Genomic DNA, 26,761 nt, shown 5'->3' on the forward strand with positions numbered 1-26,761 from the left:
TTTATGAATACATCAAATATGAAAATAAAAGTTGTTTTAGGTATATTTTTATTCACATCTTGTGTTGTTTTTTCTCAAATTAAACATGGGTTAAGAGACGACCAAGGCCGTCATATCATACCAAGAGGTTTTGTAGTAAATTCAAACGATGGTAGAGGTGAAGTTTTTTTTAATAGTGATGATTATGCCCGAATGGTTAGAATGGGTGCCAATACGCAAGTGGTGCGTTTGGAATTAGGGAAGTTAAGCAATTTTCCTGGTGGTAAATTAGAGCCCAACTATCTGTTGAAATTAGATACTTTAGTCAATTTAGGTAAAAACTCAGGTATGAAAACTGTTTTTAAAATGACAGTTTATGGAGTTGATAAATTTATTTGGGAAGATTTTTGGTTGAATAAAAAGCAAGAACATAAAACCTACTTAGAAGCTTGGAGTGTAATTTGGAAAAGATATGCTGAAGATGCCTCCGTATTGGGTTACGATGTAGTTAATGAGCCAAGAAAATTAACCATGGACATTTCTTATAATGAATTAACAGAAAAATATTTAATACCGTTATATCAAGAAATTATAGATAGAAGTCAACAGATTAATCCTAATAAAATGATTCTCTTTCAGTCTATATTTATGAATAAAGGAGAAGGAATTGATAATAACCAATATGCAGAAATAACAGCACCTATTAATAGAAAAAATATCATTTTCGCACCGCATATTTATCAAAATAAAAAGGATTTGGTAAAACCTGTTATGGATCGTTTTGATCGAGAGTCTGTAATGTTAAACGCTCCAATTTTAATTGGAGAATGGGGATTTCCAACATTTGCAAAAACAGATACTTTAATAAATGGTAAGTTAGGACAGCTAAAATATAGAGAACTATATATTAAAACTGCTGAAATTTTTGATAAAATGGGAGTAGGTTCCATTAAAGCTTGGTTTTTAGGAAATAGAAGTATGCAAAATTTTCTACCAGGAGGACCTTCAACTTGGGCAATTTTTAGCGATAAAAAAGATGCAGGAACTGTTGAACGAAAATATATTACAGATGTTATTGCGAGACCATTTCCTCAAACTATTGCGGGAGATATTCAGTCTTTTTTATTCAATCATGCTACGCGAACTTTAGATGTAATTATAAAGCCAGATAATTTAAAAGGTGCCTCAAAAATATTTATTGGAGCAAATAGACATTATCCAGATGGGTTTTCAATTTTAATAGAAGATGATTTTGTAATGTATTACAATCCTTTAAAAAATGTGGGTCTTGAAACGTATAAATGTCCAAAAAATGTTGATCCGTCAAATTATATTTGGGATACAAAAAGTCAAAAATTAATCATTTTAAAGTGGCCAGAAAATAAAGAAAATTTAACTATAAAAATTGTTCCAGGAATTAGGGATTTTAATTAAATACAAAGAAAAAAATGAAGAACTTACTAATCGCTGTTTTTTCACTAGCAATAATTTACGCTTGTGATTCAGGAAAAAAACCGACAAAAAGTAACAATCTAGCAGATGTAGAAATTGCTGAAAAAGTTGATGCATTAATTGGCCAAATGAACTTAGAGGAAAAGATAACAGAAATGATTCAGGATGCACCTGCCAATGAAAGGTTAGGTATTCCTGTTATGAAATATGGAGAAGCCTTACATGGATTATGGCTTGTACTGGATTATTATGGTAATACAACCGTTTATCCGCAAGCGGTCGCCTGTGCTTCAACTTGGGAACCTGAACTAATAAAAAAAATGGCTTCCCAAACAGCACTTGAAGCACGTGCTTTAGGTGTTACACATTGTTATTCTCCTAATTTAGATGTTTATGCTGGAGATGCTCGCTATGGTCGTGTTGAAGAATCTTATGGTGAAGACCCATATTTAGTTTCACGAATGGGAGTTGCATTTATTCAAGGTTTACAGGGTGAAGGTGATGAGCAGTTTGATGAAAATCATGTGATTGCCACCGCCAAACATTTTGTTGGTTATCCTGAAAACCGTCGTGGTATTAATGGTGGATTTAGTGATATGTCTGAACGCCGTTTACGTGAGGTTTACCTTCCACCGTTTGAAGCAGCAGTAAAAGAAGCACAGGTAGGAAGTGTGATGCCAGGTCATCAAGATTTTAATGGTATTCCATGTCATATGAATACCTGGTTGTTAAAAGATATTTTACGAGATGAACTAGGTTTTGATGGTTTTATTGTTTCTGATAATAATGATGTTGGTAGATTAGAGACCATGCACTTTATTCCTGAAACCAGAACTAAGGCCGCTATCTTAGGATTAAAAGCGGGTGTTGATATGGACTTAGTAATTGGGAAGAATATTGATTTAGCTACGTATCACACAAGTATATTGAAGGATACGATAACGCAGAATCCTTCATTAATGAAGTATATTGACAAAGCCACATCACGTATTTTAACCGCAAAATACAAATTAGGCTTATTTGATACAGAACCAAAAGAGATTGACGAAGAAACTGTAGAAGCTGGTAATGATGAGCATCGTGAGTTTGCATTGGAAATGGCAGAAAAATCGATTATCATGCTGAAAAATGATAACAACCTTTTACCGCTTGATGTATCTAAAATCAAATCTTTAGCTGTTATTGGACCTAACGCTCACGAAGAAAGACCTAAAAAGGGAACGTATAAACTATTGGGTGGGTATTCAGGATTACCACCATACTATGTTTCAGTGTTAGATGGTTTAAAGAAAAAAGTAGGTGAAAACGTAAAAATAAACTACGCTAAAGGGTGCGATATTGATAGTTTTTCAAAAGAAGGATTTGCTGCGGCTGAAGCTGCTGCAAAAAAATCGGATGCTGTTGTTTTAGTTGTAGGTAGTTCTCATAAAACTTGTGGCGAAGGTGGAGACCGTTCAGATCTTGATTTGTATGGCGTTCAAAACGAATTAGTAGAGTTAATTCATAAAACAGGAAAACCAGTAATTGTTGTGTTAATTAATGGTCGACCACTATCTATAAATTATATTGCTGAAAATATTCCTTCAGTTCTTGAAACGTGGTATGGTGGAATGAGAGCGGGTGATGCTGTTGCCAATGTTCTTTTTGGGGATGTAAATCCAGGCGGTAAACTAACAATGTCTTTTCCTCGCTCAGTAGGGCAGGTTCCTGTAACATATTTAGAACGTCCTGACTTTATTGGATCTGGAAAAGGAAAGTATAGATTTAGTGATAAGTCACCATTATTTCCATTTGGTTATGGTTTAAGTTATACAACATTTAAATACGGCACACCAAAATTTGAAAAAGAGACTATTGCAGCTAATGAATCAACTACTGTTTCAGTAGAAATAACAAATACAGGTAAAGTAGTTGGAGATGAAGTAGTACAAATGTATGTGCGAGACGATTATGCATCTGTTGGTCGTTACTTAAAACTGTTAAAAGGATTTGAACGAATTACTTTAAAGCCAGGAGAAACTAAAACAGTTACTTTTGAATTAGGATTTAATGAATTAAATGTGCTAAATCAGGAAATGAAAAAGGTTGTAGAACCAGGTACGTTTACAGTATCAATTGGAGCTTCTTCATTAGAAAAAGATTTGCAAAAAGTAAAATTAAGAGTTCAATAATTTAGTAAGTATTAATTATGTTTTTTCATAAAATGAAATCCATTTTTAACAGCAGTATTCCATTAATAGTTTGTCTGTTGATTATTGGTTGTCAAACTAAAAAAGAAGATAAAATTGAAGTAGTAGAGAATTCATCCTCTATGCAATTACCTGAAAGACCAAATATTTTATGGTTAGTAACTGAAGATATGGGGGCTTATATTCCGCCTTTTGGAGATTTAACAGTAGCAACGCCTAATTTGAGTAGGTTAGCTAATGAAGGTGTTATTTATCCAAATTTGTATTCTACGTCAGGAGTTTGTTCGCCAAGTAGAGCAGCCATTGCAACAGGTATGTACCCATCAAGTATTGGTGCAAATCATATGAGAACGAGTTCTAATACAAAGCAAACTGGTTTAAAAAAGTATGAAGCTGTACCTCCTTCACAAGTGAAAATGGTGAGTGAATTATTGCGCAAAGAAGGATATTACTGTACAAATAATTATAAAGAAGATTACCAGTTTAAGGCTCCAAAAACAGCCTGGGATGAAAGTAGTGCGTATGCGCATTGGAGAAATAGAGAAGAAAATCAACCATTTTTTGCTGTTTTTAATTTTACAGAAACACATGAGTCGGGGTTATTTGAACCGTATGGTTTTAGACAAATAGAGACAAGACACTATCATTCCGGAGATACCAATTATACATGGAAACAAAACGGATTGCCAGAAGCTAAAAATAGAATGAGTGAGGCAGAGACGCCTAAACATTTATCAAAAGATACAAAATTCAATATTCCTCCATATCTTCCAGATACCGATGTTGTACGAAATGATTTATGGAAAATGTACAATAATATTGCTGAAATGGACAAGCAGTTAGGAAGTGTTTTAAAGCAATTAGAAGATGATGGCTTGTTAGATAATACAATTATTGTTTTTTATGGAGATCACGGAGGTCCTTTACCAAGAGGAAAACGATTGATTTATGATTCAGGTTTAAATACACCTATGATTATTCGTTTTCCTGAGAAGATGCGTGCAGGAACAAAAGATGATCAGTTGGTGAGTTTTGTAGATTTTGCTCCAACGTTATTGTCACTAGTAGGAGTTGATCCACCTGAATATATGCAAGGACAATCTTTTTTAGGAGAATATACCGCTAAAAATAAGCGTACATATATTCACGCAGCAGCAGATCGTTTTGATGAGGTAACTGATGCAATTAGAGCAGTAAGAGATAAGCAGTTTAAGTATATTAGAAATTACAGACCAGAGCAGGGCTATTATTTACCACTTGCGTACAGAGAAAAAATACCAACAATGCAAGAGTTGTTAAGACTTAGAGATGAAGGAAAACTAAATGATGTTCAAATGCAATGGTTTAGAGGTCACAAACCAAAAGAAGAATTGTTTGACTGTATAGCCGACCCACATGAGATTCATAATTTAGCGAACGATCCAGCTTATAAAGATAAATTGGAGGAGTTAAGCACAGAAATGGATCGATGGATTGCTACAATTGGAGACCAGCCAAATTTACCTGAAGATCAATTAATAACACAGCTGTGGAAAAGAGCAGAAAATCAACCAATCACATCACAGCCAACTGTTGAGGTTTCCAACGGAAAAGTAACAATTGTTTGCTCAACAGAAGGTGCTTCAATAGGTTATAAAGTTAAAAATAAAGATGGTATAGTATCCAAGAGTTGGGATATTTATAAAAAACCTTTTATGTTGCCTAACAAAGCTGAGCTAATAGTGCTAGCTCACAGAATTGGTTTTAAACCAAGTAAAATAATTGAAGTAAAAGAAAACCATTTAAAATAAAATTTAGAATTGCTTTTTGTAATGAAATAGAAAAAATGTACCCTTCAATTTGTTGTTGGGTACATTTTTGTATTTACAAAATACCGAAGTTTACGTAATAAAATTATCTAGATTTACATGTGATTTACTTCAAGTAGATACTGATACTACAGGATAGTTGATGCGTTTTAAATAAATATATTTCAGAAATAATTAATTAAATAGAAATTGCGTGAATACAAAATCATTTTTAGTATTAATACTGTTGCTAATAGTATTTAGTTCTATAACTAGCGGCCAAACAAAAAAATTAAACAATCCAATTATAAACGCTAATGTTATTTTTGAAGAGCATAATGGACTGGTAGCTGTTGAAGCCGAACATTTTTATAAACAAACCAATGCTGAAGTTAGAGCTTGGTACAGAACTTTAAAAAATGAAGTGCCAAACGTTGGAAGAAATGAAGATGGTCAACATAGTGTAGAAGCTAGTAACAAATCGTATATTGAAATATTGCCAGATACTCGAGTAACACACTCAGATACGCTTATTCGTGAAGAAAATTTTACAAATAAAGCGGGTAAAATGGGTGTTGTGCACTATAAGGTAAAAATAAATATGCCAGGACGCTATTATGTTTGGGTACGTGCTTTTTCATCAGGTTCCGAAGATAATGGACTTCATGTTGGGTTGAACAATACTTGGCCTGAACATGGAAAACGCATGCAATGGTGCAATGGGAAAAATCAATGGACTTGGGAAAGTAAACAACGTATAAAAGAAGTTCACTGTGGTATTGCTAAAGAAATTTATTTAGATATTGAAGAAGCAGGAATTCATGACATTCAGTTTAGTATGCGTGAAGACGGTTTTGAGTTTGATAAATTTATTTTAACAACAGACAGTAATTTTATTCCTAAAAATACAGGCCCAAAAGTAAAATTAGCTCAAGGAAAACTTCCTGAAATAGCTTCAAAATCGTATTTCAAGACCATTTCAAAAGCACTTCCTGAGAATAAAATAATAGCTTCTCAAGAATTCCCTATAGAAGGAACAGGCTATTATAAAAACGGAAAAAATTGGTTAGCTATAAATTCAAATAAATATAAGGAAGCAACAACAAGCACAACGTTTAATTTTGAAAGTGGACAGTATGATGTAATTTTTGTTGGAGTAGGAGAAAATGATGGGAACTCAACTTTTAGTATATTTATTAATAGTAAAGAGTTAGGAACTTACGCTCCTCCATTGGCAAAAACAATGTGGGAAGAAAGAAAAGCATTCAATGCTTTTTGGGAAAATATAAAAGTAAACAAAGGTGATACAATTACAGTAAAAGGTCAAATGGGTACCGATGGAAAAGAGTTTATCCGTGGAAGATGGGCTGGTATTGTTTTTACACCAGTAGGAAAAGGGAAATAAGTACAAGAATCACAAACAACATATACATTTATTAAATAATTAAACATGAATAAATTAATAGTATTATTTATAGCAGCATTTCTATCAGTAAATTGTGTAGTTGCACAAAAAATGAACACTCCAGCAGGGCGTATAGCCGTTGTTGCAGATGGAAATTCACCGGATCCTGATGATTTAGGAGGTACGGCAGTTTCTTTAGCACTGCTTCGAGCAGCAGGATTAGAAGATCGTTTGGTACATTACTCACATAGTTGTGATTTGGTTGTTTTAAAAAGAATTTCTGAAGCAGCCGAATTTGAAAGACATGCGATGATGCAAATTACCTGCGATGGAACAGCACGTCGTTGGGGAGGTTTTGAACACATTACTTTTTTGGATGCTAAATGGCAATTAGATAAAACAATAAAAGATTTACGCGACGCCATAAATGCTTCATCTGAAAATGACCCTCTTTGGATTGTTGAAGCTGGAGAACCAGATATTATTGGGTTTGCGCTACAGGCTGCTAAAAAAGAAAAACATAAATATGTAAAAGTTATAACGCACCATCCTGCAAATGATAATGCTGGAGATTTTTTTAAGTGGCAAGAGATTTTAGATTTTGGAGTTGAAGAAGTACGTATTCCAGATCAAAACATAAATCTTAAAGTTAAAGAATCTGAATGGGATTGGGCAATGAATCATGCTGATGATCGTATTCAGTTTGTTTGGTTAATGGGTAAAATGGCCGAAGTAGATGATGTAGTTAAATTTCAAAAAGGAAAATGGGATTGTTCAGATGCTGGAATGGTACTTTATTGGATTACAGGAGCTACACAAGGCGGATTAGAAGCAGGTTCAGTTGAAAATGTAAAAAGTATGTTGTTAGATTATATAAATAACAATCCTGTAAAAAAATAAGTGTTTCGTCTAATATGTGGCTTAAGTTCTGTAACCAATCAGTTTAAGATATTTTATCTGTATAGGATTATAAAAAACTGAATTATGTATAAAAGTAGTTCAATGTTTCATGTTTTTTTCTGTCTATATAGATTGTAAAACTAAAATAAACAACTAAAATTATGCAAAGATTAGCGTTTAAAATGAAATTAAATAAAGGCCAAAAGGAGGCTTATACTAAGCGTCATAATGAATTATGGCCAGAATTAAGGCAGCTATTGAAAGACAATGGTGTAAGCGAGTATTCTATTTTTTTAGATGAAGAAACAAGTACGTTATTTGCTTTTCAAAAAGTCTCTGGCAATGGTGGTTCTCAAGATTTAGTAAACAATGAAATTGTAAAAAAATGGTGGAAGTTTATGGCTGATATTATGGAGGTAAATCCAGATAATTCACCAATCTCTATTCCGTTAGAAGAAGTTTTTTATATGCCATAATATACAACGAACTTACGATTAAATTTGTTTAAGAAATTACAATTTTTAACTCAAAATATTAAGCACGAAACCATAATAGTGCAGGATAGATTCTTTTTTTTATTCAATTAATTTTATTTTTATTAATTAATATTGAATTTTAGTATGAAAAGACGCTCTTTTGTGCATTTATCAGCAATAGGAAGTTTAGGTTTAATGTTACCGTATGGGTGCATATTAGATAGCAGTAAACATAAGGTGATGAACAGTAAAGATATGACTGCGTTTCAAAAACAGTCGTTTAATTTATTGAAAACATGGTGTGATGCCATGATAAGAGCTCAAGTAAATAATCCCAGTAATCCTGTTTTAGACGGTACACTTTATTGTCATGCCTGTGATACGGTTCATGGTCGAGCGAATGATGCTATCTATCCATTAATGTATATGGCCGACGCTACTGGAGATCAGAAGTATTTAGATGCAGCTATAAAATTGATGGATTGGTCTAAAAATGTAGATAAACCAGATGGTAGTGGAAGTTGGACAAACGATTTAAATCCTAAATCTTGGAATGGAATTACGGTGTTTACAGCCATTGCTTTAGGTGAAGCTTTACACCACCATGGACATTTGCTAACAAAGGAAATGAAAGAAAAATGGGAAGCGCGTCTCAAAGCAGGTATAGACTTTGTGTATCGTAAATTTGATATGCATTTCAGTCATATTAATTACAGATTTACGGCCATTTATGCACTTCGCTTTTTAGGCGATTATTTTAATGAAGAAAAGTATATTGCAAGAAGCAAAGAGTTTGCAGCCTTAATTCCCAAATACTTAACTGAACCGAATAAGCTAATTTTTGGTGAAGACAAGCCAGATAATGAAAAAAGTGCTAAAGGTTTGTATCCAGTAGATATTGGCTATAATGTAGAAGAAACTTTAAACGGTTTAGTACAATATGCAATTATAGAACAAGATGAGGAGTTACTAAAACTTCTCACTGAATCTATGAACGGGCATTTAGAATTTATGTTACCAGATGGCGCTTGGGATAATAGTTTTGGAACACGTCAAAATAAATGGACGTATTGGGGTAGTAGGACTACAGATGGTTGTCAACCTGCATTTGCTTTAATGGCTAATAGAAATCCAGCTTTTGGTACAGCTGCTGTTTTAAATACAGAACTGTTAGAGCGTTGTACTGTAAATGGGTTGTTAGCTGGAGGGGTGCATTATAAATCATATGGCGTTAAGCCGTGTATGCATCACACATTTTCTCATGCAAAAAATTTAGCATTTGTTTTAGATAATACAGATAAGTTACAGAACGTAGATAAAGAAAAACCAATTCCTAGAGCTGTAAAAGATGGTGTAAAACACTTTCCTGAATTAGACGTTTGGTTAGGAGCAAGAGGGCCATGGAAAAGTACAGTGTCTTCTTATGATCAAATTTGGAAGAAAAAATATTCAGTGGCAGCTACCGGCGGATCATTAGCTGTTTTGTGGCATAAAAAAGTAGGGCCTTTATTTACAGCTAGTATGGCAGAATATATGTTGGTAGAACCAAACAATCAACAACAGCAACCGGAAGAAGATTTTTGTTTAACACCTCGTGTTGAGCGATTTGTAAATGATGTTTGGTATACAAATATTCACGATTTAAAAGCGATAGTTAAAAATACTGATGAAAATGGAATTATAAATTTTGAAGTATTAGCAACACTCACAAATAGAGAAAAAGAAACACTTGGCACAAGTGGAGGTTTTAAATTGAATTACTTATTTGATAAAGAAATAACAACAATTAAAGCGTTAAGAACAACAAGTGAAGAAAATGGTGATACATTAGTATTGCCAATTATATCTTCAACAGGTGAAAAAGTAGTTCAAACTTCAGAAAATAGTATCGAAATTCATAAAGATGGTGGCGTAGTTGTAATGGAGTCAAACGTGCCAATAACACTCAAAGTATCTGAAAAGGAACGTATTTTTAATCAAGTGCCAGGTATGGAGGTGCTGCCAATACTATTAGGTTTTCCTAAAGGAGTAATCAACGTGAATTGTACAATAACAATAATTTAAAAAAAATCTAGCTTAAAAATTAAAATAATTTTCTAATGCATCTAAAAACTATTATTTATCAAGTTCTCTTTTTTTTCTCTTTTTTAGGGATTACGTCTTGTGCTCAAAATTATATTCAAAAGCCAAATAAATTAAAACTATCAGAAGGTTTTATAAATCCAGTAGGGTTCTATAATCCAAAACCTACTTTTTCTTGGCAAATACCTCTTTCAGATACTAATAAAAGTCAAACAGCATACCAAATTGTAGTAGCAAGTTCACCTGATTTGTTGCCTAATAGCGCAGATTTATGGGATTCTAAAAAACAACAATCAGAGCAATCAACTTGGATACAATACAAAGGAAAAACATTAAGTTCTCGTCAAAAAGTATATTGGAAAGTAAAATACTGGAATCAAAACGGACAAGCTTCAACTTGGAGTGACATAAATACGTTTGAATTAGGTTTATTAAATAACAGCGATTGGAAAGCAAAATGGACAGGATTAGATACTGCAAAAGATAGTATAAAGGGCGTTAGAAAATTTTTAATGCACAGACCTCAATATTTAAGAAAAAGTTTTGATTTACCTTCTAACATTGAATCGGCTAGATTATACATTACTTCAAAAGGAATTTTTGATGTTCATTTAAATGGAGAAGATGTAAGTGATGATGTGTTAGCACCTGGCTGGACACCCTACAACAAACGTATTGAAACATTAACCTACAATGTTACAGATTTGTTGTCTTCGGGTAAAAATGCAATAGCTGTTGAATTGGCTTCAGGTTGGCATTCAGGAAGAATTAGTAGAGGAAAAGCAGTATACGAAAATTTTGCTTCACCAAAAATTTTATGTCAGTTAGAAGTAACCTTAAAAGATGGTTCTAAAGAAATAATTGTTTCTGACGCATCTTGGAGAGGAACTACAAATGGACCAATAAGATTAGCAGGCCTTTATGATGGTGAAGTATACAATGCCAATTTAGAAATGCCAAATTGGACAACAAATACGTTTGACGATGCATCTTGGAAAGATACAGAGGTAGAGGCCATAGCTGATAGTGTAAAACTGGCACCAAAACGTCATGAAACTGTTAAAACAACGGCGGTTTTAGAAAATGTAGAAATTGTATCAACTACAAAATCTTCTGTAATATTCAATATGAAACAAAATATGTTGGGTGTGCCAAAAGTAACCGTACCTATGAAAAAAGGGGATACACTTACAATTCGTTTTTCTGAAATGTTACTGTCTGATGGTACGTTTTATACAAAAAACTATCGTTCGGCAAAATCAACCGATTATTACATTGCTGCCAAAGATGGTGTTATTGAATATACACCAAAATTCACATTTCATGGGTTTCAATATATTGAGTTATCAGGGTATGACAACTCAGTAAAACCAACTACAAATTGGGTGAAAGGTTTGGTGCAACATTCTAATTTTCAAAAAAATGGAACATTTACTTCATCACATGAAAAATTAAATCAATTACAAAGCAATATTACTTGGGGGTTACGAGACAACCTTTTAGATATTCCTACAGATTGTCCGCAACGTGATGAACGTTTAGGTTGGACAGGAGATGCGCAAGTAATTTCGCCAACGGCAATGTACAATTATAAAATGCACGCGTTTTGGACAGCTTGGTTACAAAGTATGCGCGAAACACAATCTGAACATGATAATGGTTTGGTACCTTTTATTATACCAGATGTACTTCAAAATAATAGAGCTAGTTCTGGTTGGGGAGACGCCTGTGTAATTATTCCTTGGGATATTTACAACACTACAGGAGATAAAACCGTTTTGGAAGAAAATTACGAAATGGGAAAAAAATGGGTTGGGTACTACCAATCTAAATCAAATAATTATATACCAACTATACATTCTTTTAGAGATTGGTTGCAACCATACCCAGAAAAAGGCGGAAAAATGGGAAATAGAGGTGATACACCAGGAAGCTTTGTAAACGCGGCTTATTTTGCGCATTCAGCTCATTTGGTGTCTAAAATTGCAGGAGTTTTAGGCAATATTGATGATGAAAAAAAATACAAAAATTTGTATAAAGAAATAGCTTTAGCTTTTGAAAACAAGTTTTTTGATAAGAACGGGAAATATCAAAATAAAAAACAAACGCAAACCGCATATTTACTTGCCATTTATTTTGATTTATTACAACCAGAAACCAAAATAAAAGCGCAAAAACACTTGTTAGAAACTATTAAAAATGCTGATAACCATTTAGGAACCGGATTTTTAGGAACGCCAATTTTACCAAAAGTTTTAGATGATATGGGAGAGATTGAGTTGATGTATAAAATTTTGTTTAAAGAAACCTATCCTTCTTGGTTTTATTCTATCAATCAAGGCGCAACTACAATGTGGGAACGTTGGAATAGTTTCAGCAAAGCAAATGGTTACAATCCGCAAAGTATGAATAGTTTAAACCATTATGCGTATGGTGCTGTTGGGCAATGGATGTATGAACGTATTGCTGGACTTTCGGCGATAGAACCTGGTTATAAAAAACTAAGAATTGCACCAATACCAAATACTGAATTTTTGAATGCAGCAGCTGCTAGTTTAAATACATCTTACGGAAAAGCATCTTCTTCTTGGAAAATAGAAAACAATACATTTAATTTAGATGTAGTTATTCCGCCAAATACCACTGCAGAAATAAATATTCCGTATAATACTTTAGATAGTTTATTGGTAAACGGAAATATTTTCAAAGAAAATTCAAATATAAAATTGATAGATTCAGAAAAAATGTCAATCAAAATTTTGGCACAACCAGGAACATATAATTTTCAAACTAAATTTTAATCAAATGCATCACAAATTAACATTCAAGTATTTTTTTCAAACATTAGTTTGTTTGGTTTTAATCAGTCAAACATCTTGTGCTGAAAAACAACCATTAGCAGCAGCTAAAAATCTAACAGTTTCAGAAGGTTTTACAAATCCAATTGGTTTTTATGACTCAGAACCTACATTTTCTTGGGAATTACCAGTTTTAGAAAATAATAAAAGTCAATCTGCTTATCAAATTGTAGTAGCAAGTAGTTTAGATTTATTATCTAACAATGCAGATTTATGGGATTCTAAAAAACAAAAATCTGAGCAATCTACTTGGATAAAATATGAAGGAAAATCATTACAATCTCGTCAAAAAGTATATTGGAAAGTTAAATACTGGAATCAAGATGGACAAGCTTCAACTTGGAGTGCTATAAATACGTTTGAATTAGGTTTATTAAATAATAGCGATTGGAAAGCGCAATGGATTGGTTTAGATACTAAAAAAGAAAAGTTGATGGGGAGCCAAGATAATCTTATTCATAGACCTCAATATTTAAGAAAAGGATTTGAATTGTCTAACGATGTGACTTCTGCAAGATTATATATAACGGCAAAAGGTGTTTTTGATGTGAAAATAAATGGTAAAGACGTTAGTGATGATGTAATGCCTCCTGGGTATACACCATATAAAGAACGTATTGAAACTATTACCTATGATGTTACCAATTTAATTAAATCAGGACAAAATGCCATTGGTGTTGAACTAGCTGCAGGTTGGCATTCTGGAAGATTGGGTTGGATGAAATCATATTGGAGTGATACCGAAACACCTAAAATTATATGCCAATTAGAATTAACAATGAAAGACGGTTCTAAAAAAGTTATTGTTACGGATGCTGGTTGGAAAGGAACTACTAACGGACCTATTAGACTTTCAGAAATTTATGATGGTGAAACCTATGATGCTAATTTGGAAATGCCAAAGTGGACTACAACTAATTTTAGCGATAAAAACTGGAAAGCAGTAAATGTGTTTCCTGTTGAAGATAAGATTCGTTTAGAACCAAAAAGGCACACTACTGTAAAAGGAAAAATAGAGTTGCCTACAAAAGAAGTAATTGAAAAAGATGGTGCGGTTATTTTTGATTTACAACAAAATATGGTAGGAGTTCCAGTATTAAAAGTTCCAATGAAAAAAGGCGAAACCTTAAAAATTAGATTTGCTGAAATGTTATCACCAGATGGTTCTTTTTATACAGATAATTATAGAACAGCGCAGTCTACCAATTATTATACAGCTTCAAAAGATGGAGTTATAGAATGGTCGCCAAAGTTTACATTTCACGGGTTTAGATATGTGGAGTTAAGTGGTTATAATACAGCCGTAAAACCAACAAAAGATTGGGTAACTGGTCTAGTTCAATATTCAGATTTTGAAGAAAACGGAACATTTACATCATCTAGTGCTAAGCTAAATCAATTACAAAGCAATATTGTTTGGGGCTTACGTGGTAACTTTTTTGATATTCCAACAGATTGTCCACAACGTGATGAACGTATGGGGTGGACTGCTGATGCACAAGTATTTGGGCCAACATCTATGTTTAATGCCGATGTGTATGGTTTTTGGGCAAGTTGGTTACAGAGTGTAAGAGAATCGCAATACGATAACGGAGGAATACCATGGGTTGTGCCAGATGTATTATATAACAATAAAGTAAGTGCTGGTTGGGGAGATGCTTGTACAATTATTCCGTGGAAAATTTACTACAGAACTGGTGATACAAGAATTCTTGAAGAAAACTACGAAATGATGAAAGGTTGGGTTGCATATCATAAATCGGTATCTAAAGGTTATATTTCGTCTATGGGAGGTTTTGCTGATTGGTTACAACCGCTTCCTGCAAATGGAAATAATAAAGGAGATACATCACATAGTTTAATTGGTACAGCATTTTTTGCACATTCAGCTAAATTAACTGCACAAGCAGCGAAAGTATTAGGAAAAACAGAAGAGTATAATAAATATACTAAATTATACAAATCAATAGCTAAAGCATTTGATGCAGCGTTTTTTAATGAAAACGGAAAGATAAAAGGTGTTGCAGAAACACAAACTTCTTATTTAATGGCATTGGCATTTGATTTGCTGCCTGAAAGTAAACAGAAAAATGCACAAACTAATTTATTACGTAAGTTGAGTGATGCCGATAATCATTTACGTACAGGGTTTTTAGGAACTCCCTTATTGTCTGAAGTTTTGGACGAAACAGGGGGAATTGACTTAATGTATAAATTATTGTTTAATGAAACCTACCCATCTTGGTTTTATTCTATAAATCAAGGCGCAACTACTATTTGGGAACGTTGGAATAGTTATAGTAAAGAAGAAGGATTTAATTCTCAAAAAATGAATAGTTTAAATCATTATGCTTATGGTGCTATTGGTGAATGGATGTACGAGCGTATTGCTGGAATTGCTCCATTAGAAGCAGGTTATAAAGTTATTGAAATAGCACCGCAAGCACGGCAACCATTAACAAGTGCATCTGCAAGTTTAAATACGCCTTATGGTAAAGTATCTTCTTCATGGGAAATTAAAAATAATGAATTTCAATTAAACATTGTGATTCCTCCAAATACTTCGGCGAAAGTTATAATACCAGCAAATTCAAACGAAGAATTACTTTTAAATGCCAATATTTTTAAAAACAATAAAAATGTGAAACTGATAAATAAGAGTTCAAGTTCATTTGAATTATTAGTTCAACCAGGGAATTATAAGTTTATATCTAAAATTTAATTAAATGAAATTTAAAATAATAATTATTTCTTTAACTGTTGCTTTAGTAAGTTGTAACACTAAAATAAAAAAAGAAGAAAGTAACCTTATACAATCGGAAGAAGTATCAGTTGAAAATGAAAATAACAATCCGGTAATTCGTCACATTCGTACAGCTGATCCTTCTGCGCATGTTTGGAAAGATGGAAAAGTTTGGATGTACACATCTGGAAATCCTGAAGATGCAGTAAATTATGATACTATGGATGGATATCGCGCTTTTTCATCAACAGATATGGTGAATTGGACAGACCATGGTGTAGTATTGCATTCAAAAGATATTTCTTGGGGAGCAAAAGGATGGATGTGGGCACCAACAGCCATTTTTAAAAATGGTAAATATTATTTATTATATCCGCACTCTGTTAATGGTTCAAAAGATGATATGAGATGTGGTGTAGCAGTAAGCGATGTTCCTGAAGGTCCTTTTAAAGATATTGGTTGGATAGAAGGTGTTGAAGGGCAATGGTTAGATCCTTGTGTTTTTACTGATGATGACGGAAAAACCTATTTGTATTGGGGTGTTAGAGAACCAAAAGTAGCTTTGTTAAAGGACAACCTTTTAGAATTGGCTGAAAAACCAAGAGTTATTGAATATGGCTATAAAAATTTCTTTGAAGCCAGTTATATGCATAAGCGAAATGGAATATATTATTTTTCTTACAATGCAGGTTTAGGAGGTTTTTATGCAATGGGAGACAATCCTTATGGACCATTTGAGTACAAAGGATCGATTAATCCAAAACAGCAACAAGATCATCATTCTATAATAGAATACAAAGATCAAGACTACTTCTTTTATCATATTCGAGATTGGAATGGAGGAACAAAATTTAGAAGAAATACCTGTATAGAGTATTTGTATTATAATGAAGACGGAACAATAAAAGAAATTTACGCTACTAAAAAAGGTGTTCAAAAAATTAACAAATAAAATAGAAATGAATCAAATAATGAGAATCAAATTTTTTTCCACTGTAATTTTAGTAGTTCTATTTACTTTATCTAGTTGTAAAACAGGAAATAAATTAGAAAAGAATACTAAAAACACCAACACTAAAAAGCCAAATATTGTATATGTACTTACAGATCAATGGAGAGGTTCTGCTTTAGGGTATGCTGGCGACCCAAATGTGAAAACACCTAATTTAGATAAATTTTCAGATGAATCTGTGAATTTTTCAAACGCAGTTTCTGTAACGCCTGTTTGTACACCACATCGTGCGGCTTTGTTAACCGGTAGGTTTCCAACTTCAACAGGAATGTTTGTAAACGATATTTATTTGCCAAGTGAAGAAGTATGCATGGCTGAAATTTTTAAAGAAGAAGGGTACAACACCGCTTATATAGGAAAATGGCATTTAGATGGGCATGGTAGGTTAAATAATGTTGAACCAGAAAGGCGTCAAGGGTTTGATTATTGGAAAGCATTAGAATGTTCACATAACTACACTAAAATGCCGTATTATGATAATAATGATCCTGAATTGAAATACTGGAAAGGATACTCTCCATTCGCATTAACTAAAGATGCAAACCAATACTTAAGTATTCATGCCAAAGATGAAAATCCTTTTTTATTAGTGATTTCTATAGGAACACCACACTATCCTCACGGAAGCGCATCTAAAAAGTATAAAGAAATGTATCCGCTTGAAGATTTAATAATAGCTCCTAATGTACCTGAAGCATTTGAAGAAAGAACCCGTAAAGAATTACAAGGTTATTATGCACATTGTACCGCTACAGATGAAGCAATTGGTACTGTATTAGAAAAAATTAAAGATTTGAATTTATCAGAGAATACAATTATTGTTTTTTCATCAGACCATGGGGAGATGATGGGAGCACACGGTGTTAAGCCTTTTGTAAAACAATTGGCTTGGGATGAAGCTATTAAAGTACCTTTTTTAATAAGTTACCCTTCAATAGGAGAAAATAAAGGAGCCGTTGTAAATGCACCTATTAATACACCAGATATATTACCATCATTATTAGGCTTAGCTAATATAGGTATTCCTAAAACAATTGAAGGTGAAGATTTATCAAGCTTAATAAGAAACCCTGATCCAAAAGCTGATAGAGCCGCTTTAGTAATGGGAGTTGCTCCTTTTGGCGCTAATTTTAAAGACGCACCTTACCGTGCTATTAGAACCAAACAATATACTTATGCGCGAACTCCAGAAGGTGCAAGTGTACTTTTTGATAACTTAAGTGATCCTTATCAAATGAATAATTTATTGAATAAACCTGAGGTTAAAGAGTTGCAACAAGATTTAGATGTTAAATTAAATGCCGCTTTACAAGGCATAGGAGACGATTTTAAAACAAGAGATTACTATCTAAAAAAGTGGGGTTATACGTTTGATAAAAAAAAGAATGCGATTGACTATTGGGGGTTTAAAGAAGGAAAAGGAGTTGTTCAGTCACCTAAATTATAATGTGATTTTAAATATTAAATTATGAAGAAAATAATTGTTTTATGCTGCGTTTTATTTAGTTACCTACATTTAAGTTCACAAGAAACACAACCAAATGTATTGGTTTTTTATGTAGACGATTTAAGAGCAGAATTGGGTTGTTATGGAAGTAAAACAGCCATTACACCAAATATTGATAAATTAGCTGATGAAGGCGTTATGTTTAATAAAGCATATGTGCAGCAAGCTATTTGTGGGCCATCTAGAATGAGTACACTTACGGGCTTACGCCCTGAAACATTAGGTATTTATAGTATATTTACTCCACTTAGAAAAGTGCATAAAGAGTTGGTTTCCTTACCTCAATTGTTTAATAAAAATGGATATAAAACTGTTGGTATTGGTAAGGTGTATCACCATGGTAGAGATGACCAAGATGTATGGTCTATCTATTTTGAAAAAGAAAAAAATGCATATTTAAAACCAGAAAATATTGCGTTAATGAAACGCTTAAAGGAAGAGGGCGTTAAACCTTTAAAAGGACCAGCTTTTGAAAATGCAGATGTTGAAGATGAAGCTTATAAAGATGGACGAGTAGCAAAACACGCTATAGAAACCTTACATAAAGTTAAGGATGATAAATTTATTATGTTTGTGGGCTTAAGTAAACCTCATTTACCATTTAATTCTCCAAAAAAATATTGGGACCTTTACAATAAAAACGATTTTAAAATACCTTCTCGAAAAAAACCTGAAGGTGTTTATAGATTGGCATTAAGTCCTTGGGGAGAATTAAAAGGGTATTCTAATATTCCGAAGGAAGGTGATTTAGATGATAATTTAACGAGAGATTTAATTCACGGTTACCATGCTTCTGTAAGTTATATTGATGCGCAAGTTGGTAAAGTTATGCAAACTTTAGAAGATTTAGACTTACGTAAAAACACCATGATTATTTTTATGAGCGATCACGGTTATAAAATTGGAGATTACGCATCTTGGTGTAAACAATCTAATATGGAAATTGATGTAAAAGTACCTTTAATTATTAGTAGAGAAACAAATTATACTAAAAGAGTTACAGGAAAAACATCTGATGCTTTAGTAGAAAATGTTGATATTTTTTCGACTTTAGTAGATATTTGTAATTTAGAGTCTGCACCAGTCTCAGAAGGAAAAAGTATACTTCCTGTATTAAACAACCCAAAAATAACATGGGATGAAGCTGCATATAGTGTGTATGCTAGAGGTAAAGACATTATGGGTGTAACAACCACAGATGGAGATTGGAGATACACCGAATGGAGAAATTCTAAAACACAAGAGGTTTTAGGAGCAGAATTATATGAGCATAAAAAAAGTATAGTTTCTTATATAAATTTAGTTGGACATAAAAAATACACTAAAGTAGAAGAAAGAATGAAGAAATTGTTAGAAGTACAGTTTCCAAGAGATGCTGGTCCGTTTTTACAGAATGGAAAATAAAAGTGTTTTGTTAAAACAGAATAAGTGAAATAGAAACTAAAAACAATGAAAAAAGTAGCATATTTACTATTGTTAGTAGTATTAATTTCGTGTCACTCAAAAATAGAAGAAGTACAAGTTTAAAAGCCAAACATCCTGTTTATTTTGGCCGATGATTTAGGATATTCTGATTTGAGTGTTATGGGGAGTACGTATTATGAAACTCCTAATATTGATGGAATTGCTGAGAATGGAATGCTATTTACAAATGGGTATGCAGGTTGCCAAGTTTGCAGCCCGTCTCGTGCTACAATAATGACAGGGCAATTTACTGCTAGGCACGGTATTACTGATTGGATTGGCGCACCTGAAGGTGAAAAATGGAGAGCAAAAAACGTTATACAAAAGTACTTCCTGCAGCATACAAACATAATATGGATACAAGTATCGTAACACTGCCAATGGCTCTAAAAAAAAGCAGGTTATACCACTTTTTTCGAAGGAAAATGGCATTTAGGAGCTAAAGGGTATTACCCTGAAGATTATGGTTTTGATATAAATAAAGGTGGTTTTCATAGAGGAAGTCCTGACGGAGGGTATTTTGACCCGTATAAGAATCCTAAGTTGAAAAATCAGCAACCAGGAGAAAACCTTTCTATGCGTTTGGCAAAAGAGACCGTTAATTTTATAAATGCTTCAAAAGACACACCTTTTTTAGCATATTTATCATTTTACGCAGTTCATGGGTCTATTCAAACTAGTAAAGAGAAGTGGGTGAAATATCGTGAAAAAGCAGTAGTAAAAGGAGTCACAGAAAAAGGCTTTGAAGAAGGTGATTTATTGCCTATGCGAAAATGTCAAGACAATCCGGTTTATGCAGGTTTAATAGAAACAATGGATGACGCCGTAGGAATGGTTTTAAATGCATTGAAAGAGAGTGGTATGGATAAAAACACCATTGTTATTTTTACTTCAGACAATGGAGGAGTAACTTCTGGAGATAATTATTCAACCAGTAATTTACCTTTAAAAGGAGGTAAGGGCTACCAGTGGGAAGGTGGTATTAGAATTCCATACATTGTAAGTGTACCGCGGATTAATAATAAAGGGACGCAAAGTGATGTTCCTGTTGCTGGAAGTGATTTTTTTCCCACATTATTAGATTTAGCTAACTTACCTTTACTCTTTGAAGCTCATAAAGATGGTAAAAGTATTTTACCTGTATTAAAAGGGGGAACTATAAAAGAGCGTCCGTTGTATTGGCATTATCCACATTATGGAAATCAAGGAGGAAGACCAGTCTTTATCATACGAAAAGGAAATTGGAAACTGATTCATTTTTGGGAAGATGGGCGAAATGAGTTATACAATTTAGTTGAAGACATTCATGAAGATACCAATTTAGCAAAATCAGAGCCAGAAAGAACATTAGAAATGTCTAAAACACTGCTTAATTGGTTAAATCAAGTTGGCGCTAAATACCCTCAACACGATTTACTTTACAATGCAACTAAAGAGCAGGAAGCTATTTCAAAAAAGAAAATAAACATGTTTAAGAAGCATGAAGCACTTCGAAAAAAAATGCTAAATAAAGATTGGCAACCCAATAAAACATGGTGGGGAAGTATTACAACAGTTGATTAGTAAATTCATGTATAATTAAAAAATATTTACTAATAATCTATTTTTTGTTTAAAAAGAAATAGTTGTAAATTTCTATAAAAAAATAAGAATAATACTTAAATTTCAGAAAAGCTATAACGTTATAGTGATATTATTCATAAAAAATTATGAAACATAGTTTTGCAGTATAGTACAGGATGGAGATGCTTGATACTCTTTGTAATATTGTTACATATTATTAAGCTTTGGCTTTTAAAGTTTTAAAGAATAATAATTAAAATTAACTCAAACATAATTTATATTAAAATTTAAACTAAACATGAAACAAAATTCAAAAAAACAATTTTCAGTTTCTAAATTAACGCTAATACTGGCGATAGTTTTTTCCAGTTTTACAGCAATTAATTTAGAGGCTCAAAATATGATTTCTGGGGTTGTTACAGATGATGGTGGTATGCCATTGCCTGGAGTAACTGTGTTGCAAAAAGGAACTACTAGAGGAGCTTCAACAGATTTTGAAGGAAACTATTCTATTGAATTAACTTCAGGTGAAAAAACTTTAGTGTTTTCTTATCTAGGTTTTAAAACCGTGGAGATTGCAGTTAATAATAGAACAACTATCAATGTATCTTTGGTAGGAGATGTAGAAAGCTTAGAAGAAGTAGTTCTTGTTGGTTACGGTACTCAAAAGAAAGAGAGTGTTGTAGGGGCTATTACACAGGTAAAAGGAGCCGAATTAATGGAAAAGGCAGCAGGTATAGCTAACGTTGAAGAAGCACTGCAAGGTAATTTACCTGGTGTAACAGCTATACAAGGAAGTGGTATTCCTGGTCAATCCGATATGCAAATTTTTATTCGTGGTCAAAGTTCATGGAACGGTTCTGGAGGACCACTAATTCTTGTTGATGGAGTTAAAAGGTCTATGACTGATGTTGATATGAATGACATTGAAAAACTTTCTGTGCTTAAAGATGCTTCTGCCACAGCTGTTTTTGGTGTAGAAGGTGCTAATGGTGTAATATTAATTACTACTAAGCGTGGTCAAGAAGGTAAGGCTCAGTTATCTTTAGCTGTTAATTCTACTATTAAATTTGTTTCAAAATTACCAGAAAAACTGGATTCGTATGATGCAATTATGCAGGCTAATAGTTCCATTCTTAGAGAATTATCAGTTTCACCAATAGGATGGGGTGATTTTACACCAATGGATATTGCTGATAGATATCGCAACCCTGGATCTGTAGAAGAAAGCTACAGATATCCTAATATTAATTATGAAGATGAATTGTTGAAAGATTTTGCTCAAGATTATAGAGTTAATTTGTCTGTACGTGGAGGTAATAAATCAGCAAAGTATTTTGGAAGTTTAGCCTTCCAAACTGTAAATGATATTTTTGATGGTAGTAAATACGACAGCGGAAAAGGATATTTAGGTGAATATAAATACGAACGTTTTAATTACCGAAGTAATGTTGATTTTAAAGTTACAAGTACTACAGAACTTTCGGTAAACCTTTCGGGTTACCTAGGAACAAGAGAATCACCTAGTAACTTAAATACGGTAGTAAATGGTATTTATGAAATTGCACCTGACTTATATACACCCGTATATCCTGATGGTTATTATGGACAATATATAGATGATGGTTTTGGTATATCTAATCCTATTGTAAGTTTAACCAATACAGGGTATGATACTTACACTAACTTTCAGGTAAATACAGATTTTATACTAAAGCAAAAACTGGATTTTATAACAGAAGGTTTGTCACTTCAAGGAAGATTTTCTCTTGATAATAATATGAGAAGTAAACAATCTTTAGTTGATAGAGGTGCAGATGGTGTTGAAAACTTAATATATAGAATTTATGAAGGAGAAAATGAAACTTTTTTATCTCCAAATGGTGTAAACGATTTTGATTTTGCTGTAACACCTTGGACTGTGGGTGCTTCAGATGTGGAGGATAATCAAAGAGATCGAAGAATGGTTTATGATGTATCAATGAATTATAACCAAACGTTTGCAAACAAACATAATGTTACAGGGTTGTTTTTATTTAGAAGACAAGAAACAGCTATAGGAAGTGTGTTCCCTACGTTTCGTGAAAATTGGGTAGCTAGAGCTACTTATGATTATGACAACAGATACTTTTTAGATATAAATGGAGCTTATAATGGTTCAGAAAAATTTGGACCAGGATTTCGTTTTGACTTGTTCCCTTCTGCAGCAGCAGGTTGGACTGTAACAAACGAAACGTTTATGGAGGATGTAGATTGGATGAATAAACTTAAAGTTAGAGGTTCTTACGGACTTATTGGTGATGATAATTTTAGTGGTAGATGGAAATATATTACCCAATGGTCAAATGGTGGAGCAGCATTTTTGGTGCCAAGTAACTATAAAGGAAGATCACCATACATTTACTATACAGAGAAACAAGTTGGTAACCCTAATCTTCAATGGGAAACAGCTATCAAGTATAATATTGGTGCTGAAATAGGATTATTTAACAATTCAATAACTGCGGAATTTGATTATTTTGCAGAAAACAGAGATAATATTCTTATAACTGGTTCGCAAAGAGCTGTACCAGACTGGTTTGGAGCAATACCTCCAGATTTTAATAAAGGAAAAGTAGAGGTTAGAGGATATGAAATTGTACTGGGTGCAAAACATACGTTTGAAAATGGAGTAAATCTTTTTGGTAATTTCAATTTTACGCAAGCAAAAGATGAAGTTATAGAAAGAGAAGATCCTGTATTTAAACCTTTTTACCAAAAGGCAGCGGGGTATGCTATAGGTCAAATAAGAACAGCTATTCCTGGAGAAATTATGACAAACTGGGATGATATTTATATGTCTACACCACAAGTAACAAACCAAAACCTAACACGAGTTGGGTATTATGATGTTGTTGATTTTGATGGAGATGGTATATACAATAGTTCTTTTGATAACGCACCATATGGTTATCCAGTGCGACCACAAAGAAACTGGAGTGCTACTTTAGGAGCAAAATACAAAGGTTTTACTGTTTCGGCTCAGTTGTATGGAACACAAAATGCTTTAAGATCTTATGGAAATAGAACATTCAGCAATCAAACTAATTTGATTTTTACACAAGATTTAGATTACTGGACTGTTAATACGCCAAATAATACTGACACGCAGCCTGCTTGGAGAGCACAAGGTGCAACCAATCCTAGAGATAACTATTATGATGCATCATTAACTAGGCTTAAAGCGGTTTCCCTATCTTATAATATTCCAGCCGAAACTTGTGAAAAACTTGGAGTTAAGTCACTTCAAATTTTTGTGAATGGTAATAATTTGATTTTATGGACTGACCTACCTGATGACAGAGAATTTAATGGTACAACAACCGCAGACTCTAGTTTTAGAGGAGATTATCCAACCTTAAAAAGGTTTAACTTCGGTTTTAATATGAATTTTTAAAAAGAACGTGATGAAAAATTATACAATAAAATTATTATTATTTTTTGGGCTTATAGTATCGTTCTCTTGTGAGGATTACTTAGATATAGCACCTGAATCAGAATTGGATCAAACCGATGTTTTTTCAAACTTCGATAGCGCACAAGGGTTTGTTGAGGAAATGTACGCTTTAGTTGTAGATTATGGAACATCAGGGCATACCTTCCAAGATTATTTATATGGAGATGACGCTCATGGAAATAGAACTTGGAAAGCAAGTTATTTAATAGATAACGGAAATTTAAATGGTTTAAGAACTGCTAATTATAGCTATTTAACATCTTGGAAAAACGCTACCTATGGTACTAATAATGCAAGCACTAATCAAAGTAATGCTTCTAGGAGACCTGGTTTATGGGATGGTAGTTTAAAGGGTATACGAAATGCCAATATTGTTATTGAGAGTCAAGATTTAATGATCGGTTTATCACAAGCCGAAAAAGATGTTATTTTAGGGCAAGCCTATTTTTTCAGAGCATTTTTTCATAATGAGATTATGAAATTTTGGGGACGTTTTCCTTACATAGATAAAGTGCTTGTTGGTGATTTTGCATTACCACGCCCTGCAACTTATAAAGAGAGCGCTTTAGCAGCCAATGAAGATTACAAAAAGGCTATTGAATTATTGCCTGTAGATTGGGACAATATGCCTTACGGGCAAAAAACATTAGGTGATAATAAACTTAGACTTACTAAGGGAGCTGCCTATGCTTTTCAAGGTAAAAACCTGTTACTTGCAGCTAGTCCGTTAATGTACGGTAATAATGGTGCTATGAATACTTATCAATATGATGTAGAATTAGCTAATATGGCTGTAGATGCTTTTGCAGGAGTACTTAATTTAACGGATCAAGGACGTTATAGATTAGCTTCAAATTTAGATGAATATAAAGAGGTATTTTGGAAAACACCTACAGCAAATGTTTATCCGGGTAGTACAGAGCTAATTTTTTGTGCACCTGGTGGTGATGCCACAACTGCTCAAAGGTTTATGACATCAGGTATGGATAGAGATATTCATGGGCAGAGTGGGTCTGAAATTTCTAGTCCTACTCATAATTTCATCAATAATAATTTTGGAATGGCAAACGGACTATCCATTGAAGATGATATGAGTGGTGTTTATGGACCTACTTTATACAATCCTAATAAACCATTCGAAAATCGCGATCCACGTTTTTATCAATGGATTGTTGTAGATGGAGATGTTTTTGGAACAAAAGCAAGTATTCCAGCTAAACATAAAAAAGCACAGCTTTTTACAGGTGGAGAACACCGTAGTAATGGTAGTGATAATCAACCTTCTACAACAGGATATATGCGTAAGAAATTTTACCCGGTAGTAGATGGAGAGTTTCATAGTAAATGGAATAGAATTATTGATAAATATATGGGTGCGCTTCTTCATATGAGACTTACCGATGTGTATTTAATGTATGCCGAAGCTTTACATGTTGCGAAAGGTTCAACTACAGCGCCTGCATCTTATAACTTAACAGCAGTAGATGCTATTAACTTATTACGAACTAGAGCAGGTATCCCTAATGTTCACCCATCAATTGTCTCTGATAACAATAAGTTTATGGATGAATTAAGGCGAGAAAGAAGTGTTGAATTGAGTTTTGAAGCGCATAGGTGGGTAGACATTCGCCGTTGGGGATTAGCACATTTAGATAAATATAAAAGAAAATTGGCTTTAGAATTTCCGCAAGACCATTCGTCATTTACGGAAAGACTGCTTGTAGAAAGAGTTTGTGAATATCCAAAGCATTATTGGATACCATTTGAGGCTAAACAAACGCAGATTTACGAGGGATTCCCTCAAAATCCTGGATGGTAGTTTTATACAATTCGTTTTAAATTAAAATA

The 26,761-nt window shown here is 33.2% G+C and carries 14 protein-coding genes and 1 pseudogene; all 15 read left to right on the plus strand.

Annotated elements, in window-relative coordinates; translation table 11 throughout:
- Positions 1 to 3 precede the first annotated feature (3 nt).
- On the plus strand, positions 4 to 1,413 hold the full coding sequence (locus MKD41_RS01245) for a cellulase family glycosylhydrolase (protein WP_240243635.1): 1,410 nt from the start codon (positions 4 to 6) through the stop codon (positions 1,411 to 1,413).
- Between the two features lie 14 nt (positions 1,414 to 1,427).
- Positions 1,428 to 3,602, plus strand: a complete 2,175-nt coding sequence (locus tag MKD41_RS01250; protein ID WP_240243636.1) for a beta-xylosidase — start codon at positions 1,428 to 1,430, stop codon at positions 3,600 to 3,602.
- Between the two features lie 32 nt (positions 3,603 to 3,634).
- The gene (locus MKD41_RS01255) at positions 3,635 to 5,410 is read left to right on the plus strand and encodes a sulfatase family protein (protein WP_240243637.1); all 1,776 of its coding nucleotides are present in this window, start codon (positions 3,635 to 3,637) and stop codon (positions 5,408 to 5,410) included.
- A gap of 211 nt (positions 5,411 to 5,621) precedes the next feature.
- Positions 5,622 to 6,812, plus strand: coding sequence for a hypothetical protein (locus tag MKD41_RS01260; RefSeq protein WP_240243638.1), 1,191 nt, complete (start codon positions 5,622 to 5,624; stop codon positions 6,810 to 6,812).
- 45 nt (positions 6,813 to 6,857) lie between these two features.
- Positions 6,858 to 7,712: a hypothetical protein gene (locus MKD41_RS01265; RefSeq protein WP_240243639.1), complete on the plus strand. Its 855-nt coding sequence runs from the start codon at positions 6,858 to 6,860 to the stop codon at positions 7,710 to 7,712.
- Between the two features lie 161 nt (positions 7,713 to 7,873).
- On the plus strand, positions 7,874 to 8,188 hold the full coding sequence (rhaM, locus tag MKD41_RS01270; protein ID WP_240243640.1) for an L-rhamnose mutarotase: 315 nt from the start codon (positions 7,874 to 7,876) through the stop codon (positions 8,186 to 8,188).
- Positions 8,189 to 8,332: 144 nt separating this feature from the next.
- Entirely contained in the window at positions 8,333 to 10,252 is a 1,920-nt protein-coding gene (locus MKD41_RS01275) for a hypothetical protein (protein ID WP_240243641.1), read from the plus strand.
- A gap of 35 nt (positions 10,253 to 10,287) precedes the next feature.
- Entirely contained in the window at positions 10,288 to 13,071 is a 2,784-nt protein-coding gene (locus MKD41_RS01280; protein WP_240243642.1) for an alpha-L-rhamnosidase, read from the plus strand.
- Positions 13,072 to 13,075: 4 nt separating this feature from the next.
- Positions 13,076 to 15,850: an alpha-L-rhamnosidase gene (locus MKD41_RS01285; RefSeq protein ID WP_240243643.1), complete on the plus strand. Its 2,775-nt coding sequence runs from the start codon at positions 13,076 to 13,078 to the stop codon at positions 15,848 to 15,850.
- Positions 15,851 to 15,854: 4 nt separating this feature from the next.
- Positions 15,855 to 16,823 (plus strand): family 43 glycosylhydrolase, encoded by a 969-nt coding sequence (locus tag MKD41_RS01290; RefSeq protein WP_240243644.1) that lies wholly within the window; start codon positions 15,855 to 15,857, stop codon positions 16,821 to 16,823.
- A gap of 19 nt (positions 16,824 to 16,842) precedes the next feature.
- Positions 16,843 to 18,330, plus strand: a complete 1,488-nt coding sequence (locus tag MKD41_RS01295; protein WP_240243645.1) for a sulfatase family protein — start codon at positions 16,843 to 16,845, stop codon at positions 18,328 to 18,330.
- A gap of 21 nt (positions 18,331 to 18,351) precedes the next feature.
- A complete protein-coding gene (locus MKD41_RS01300) occupies positions 18,352 to 19,794 on the plus strand; it encodes a sulfatase (RefSeq protein WP_240243646.1) in 1,443 nt (480 codons plus the stop codon).
- A gap of 135 nt (positions 19,795 to 19,929) precedes the next feature.
- Positions 19,930 to 21,417: pseudogene (locus tag MKD41_RS01305) on the plus strand (sulfatase).
- 298 nt (positions 21,418 to 21,715) lie between these two features.
- Positions 21,716 to 24,853: a SusC/RagA family TonB-linked outer membrane protein gene (locus tag MKD41_RS01315; protein WP_240243647.1), complete on the plus strand. Its 3,138-nt coding sequence runs from the start codon at positions 21,716 to 21,718 to the stop codon at positions 24,851 to 24,853.
- Positions 24,854 to 24,863: 10 nt separating this feature from the next.
- Positions 24,864 to 26,732, plus strand: a complete 1,869-nt coding sequence (locus MKD41_RS01320) for a RagB/SusD family nutrient uptake outer membrane protein (protein ID WP_240243648.1) — start codon at positions 24,864 to 24,866, stop codon at positions 26,730 to 26,732.
- Positions 26,733 to 26,761 lie beyond the last annotated feature (29 nt).

The sequence above is a fragment of the Lutibacter sp. A64 genome (assembly GCF_022429565.1).
In the GTDB taxonomy this organism is placed as follows: domain Bacteria; phylum Bacteroidota; class Bacteroidia; order Flavobacteriales; family Flavobacteriaceae; genus Lutibacter.

Excerpts from the sequence above, each read along its gene's own strand:
- MKD41_RS01245 (WP_240243635.1), top strand. The coding sequence starts at position 4 with ATGAATACATCAAATATGAAAATAAAAGTTGTTTTAGGTATATTTTTA.
- MKD41_RS01250 (WP_240243636.1), top strand. The coding sequence starts at position 1,428 with ATGAAGAACTTACTAATCGCTGTTTTTTCACTAGCAATAATTTACGCT.
- MKD41_RS01255 (WP_240243637.1), top strand. The coding sequence starts at position 3,635 with ATGAAATCCATTTTTAACAGCAGTATTCCATTAATAGTTTGTCTGTTG.
- MKD41_RS01265 (WP_240243639.1), top strand. The coding sequence starts at position 6,858 with ATGAATAAATTAATAGTATTATTTATAGCAGCATTTCTATCAGTAAAT.
- rhaM (WP_240243640.1), top strand. The coding sequence starts at position 7,874 with ATGCAAAGATTAGCGTTTAAAATGAAATTAAATAAAGGCCAAAAGGAG.
- MKD41_RS01275 (WP_240243641.1), top strand. The coding sequence starts at position 8,333 with ATGAAAAGACGCTCTTTTGTGCATTTATCAGCAATAGGAAGTTTAGGT.
- MKD41_RS01280 (WP_240243642.1), top strand. The coding sequence starts at position 10,288 with ATGCATCTAAAAACTATTATTTATCAAGTTCTCTTTTTTTTCTCTTTT.
- MKD41_RS01285 (WP_240243643.1), top strand. The coding sequence starts at position 13,076 with ATGCATCACAAATTAACATTCAAGTATTTTTTTCAAACATTAGTTTGT.
- MKD41_RS01290 (WP_240243644.1), top strand. The coding sequence starts at position 15,855 with ATGAAATTTAAAATAATAATTATTTCTTTAACTGTTGCTTTAGTAAGT.
- MKD41_RS01295 (WP_240243645.1), top strand. The coding sequence starts at position 16,843 with ATGAGAATCAAATTTTTTTCCACTGTAATTTTAGTAGTTCTATTTACT.
- MKD41_RS01300 (WP_240243646.1), top strand. The coding sequence starts at position 18,352 with ATGAAGAAAATAATTGTTTTATGCTGCGTTTTATTTAGTTACCTACAT.
- MKD41_RS01315 (WP_240243647.1), top strand. The coding sequence starts at position 21,716 with ATGAAACAAAATTCAAAAAAACAATTTTCAGTTTCTAAATTAACGCTA.
- MKD41_RS01320 (WP_240243648.1), top strand. The coding sequence starts at position 24,864 with ATGAAAAATTATACAATAAAATTATTATTATTTTTTGGGCTTATAGTA.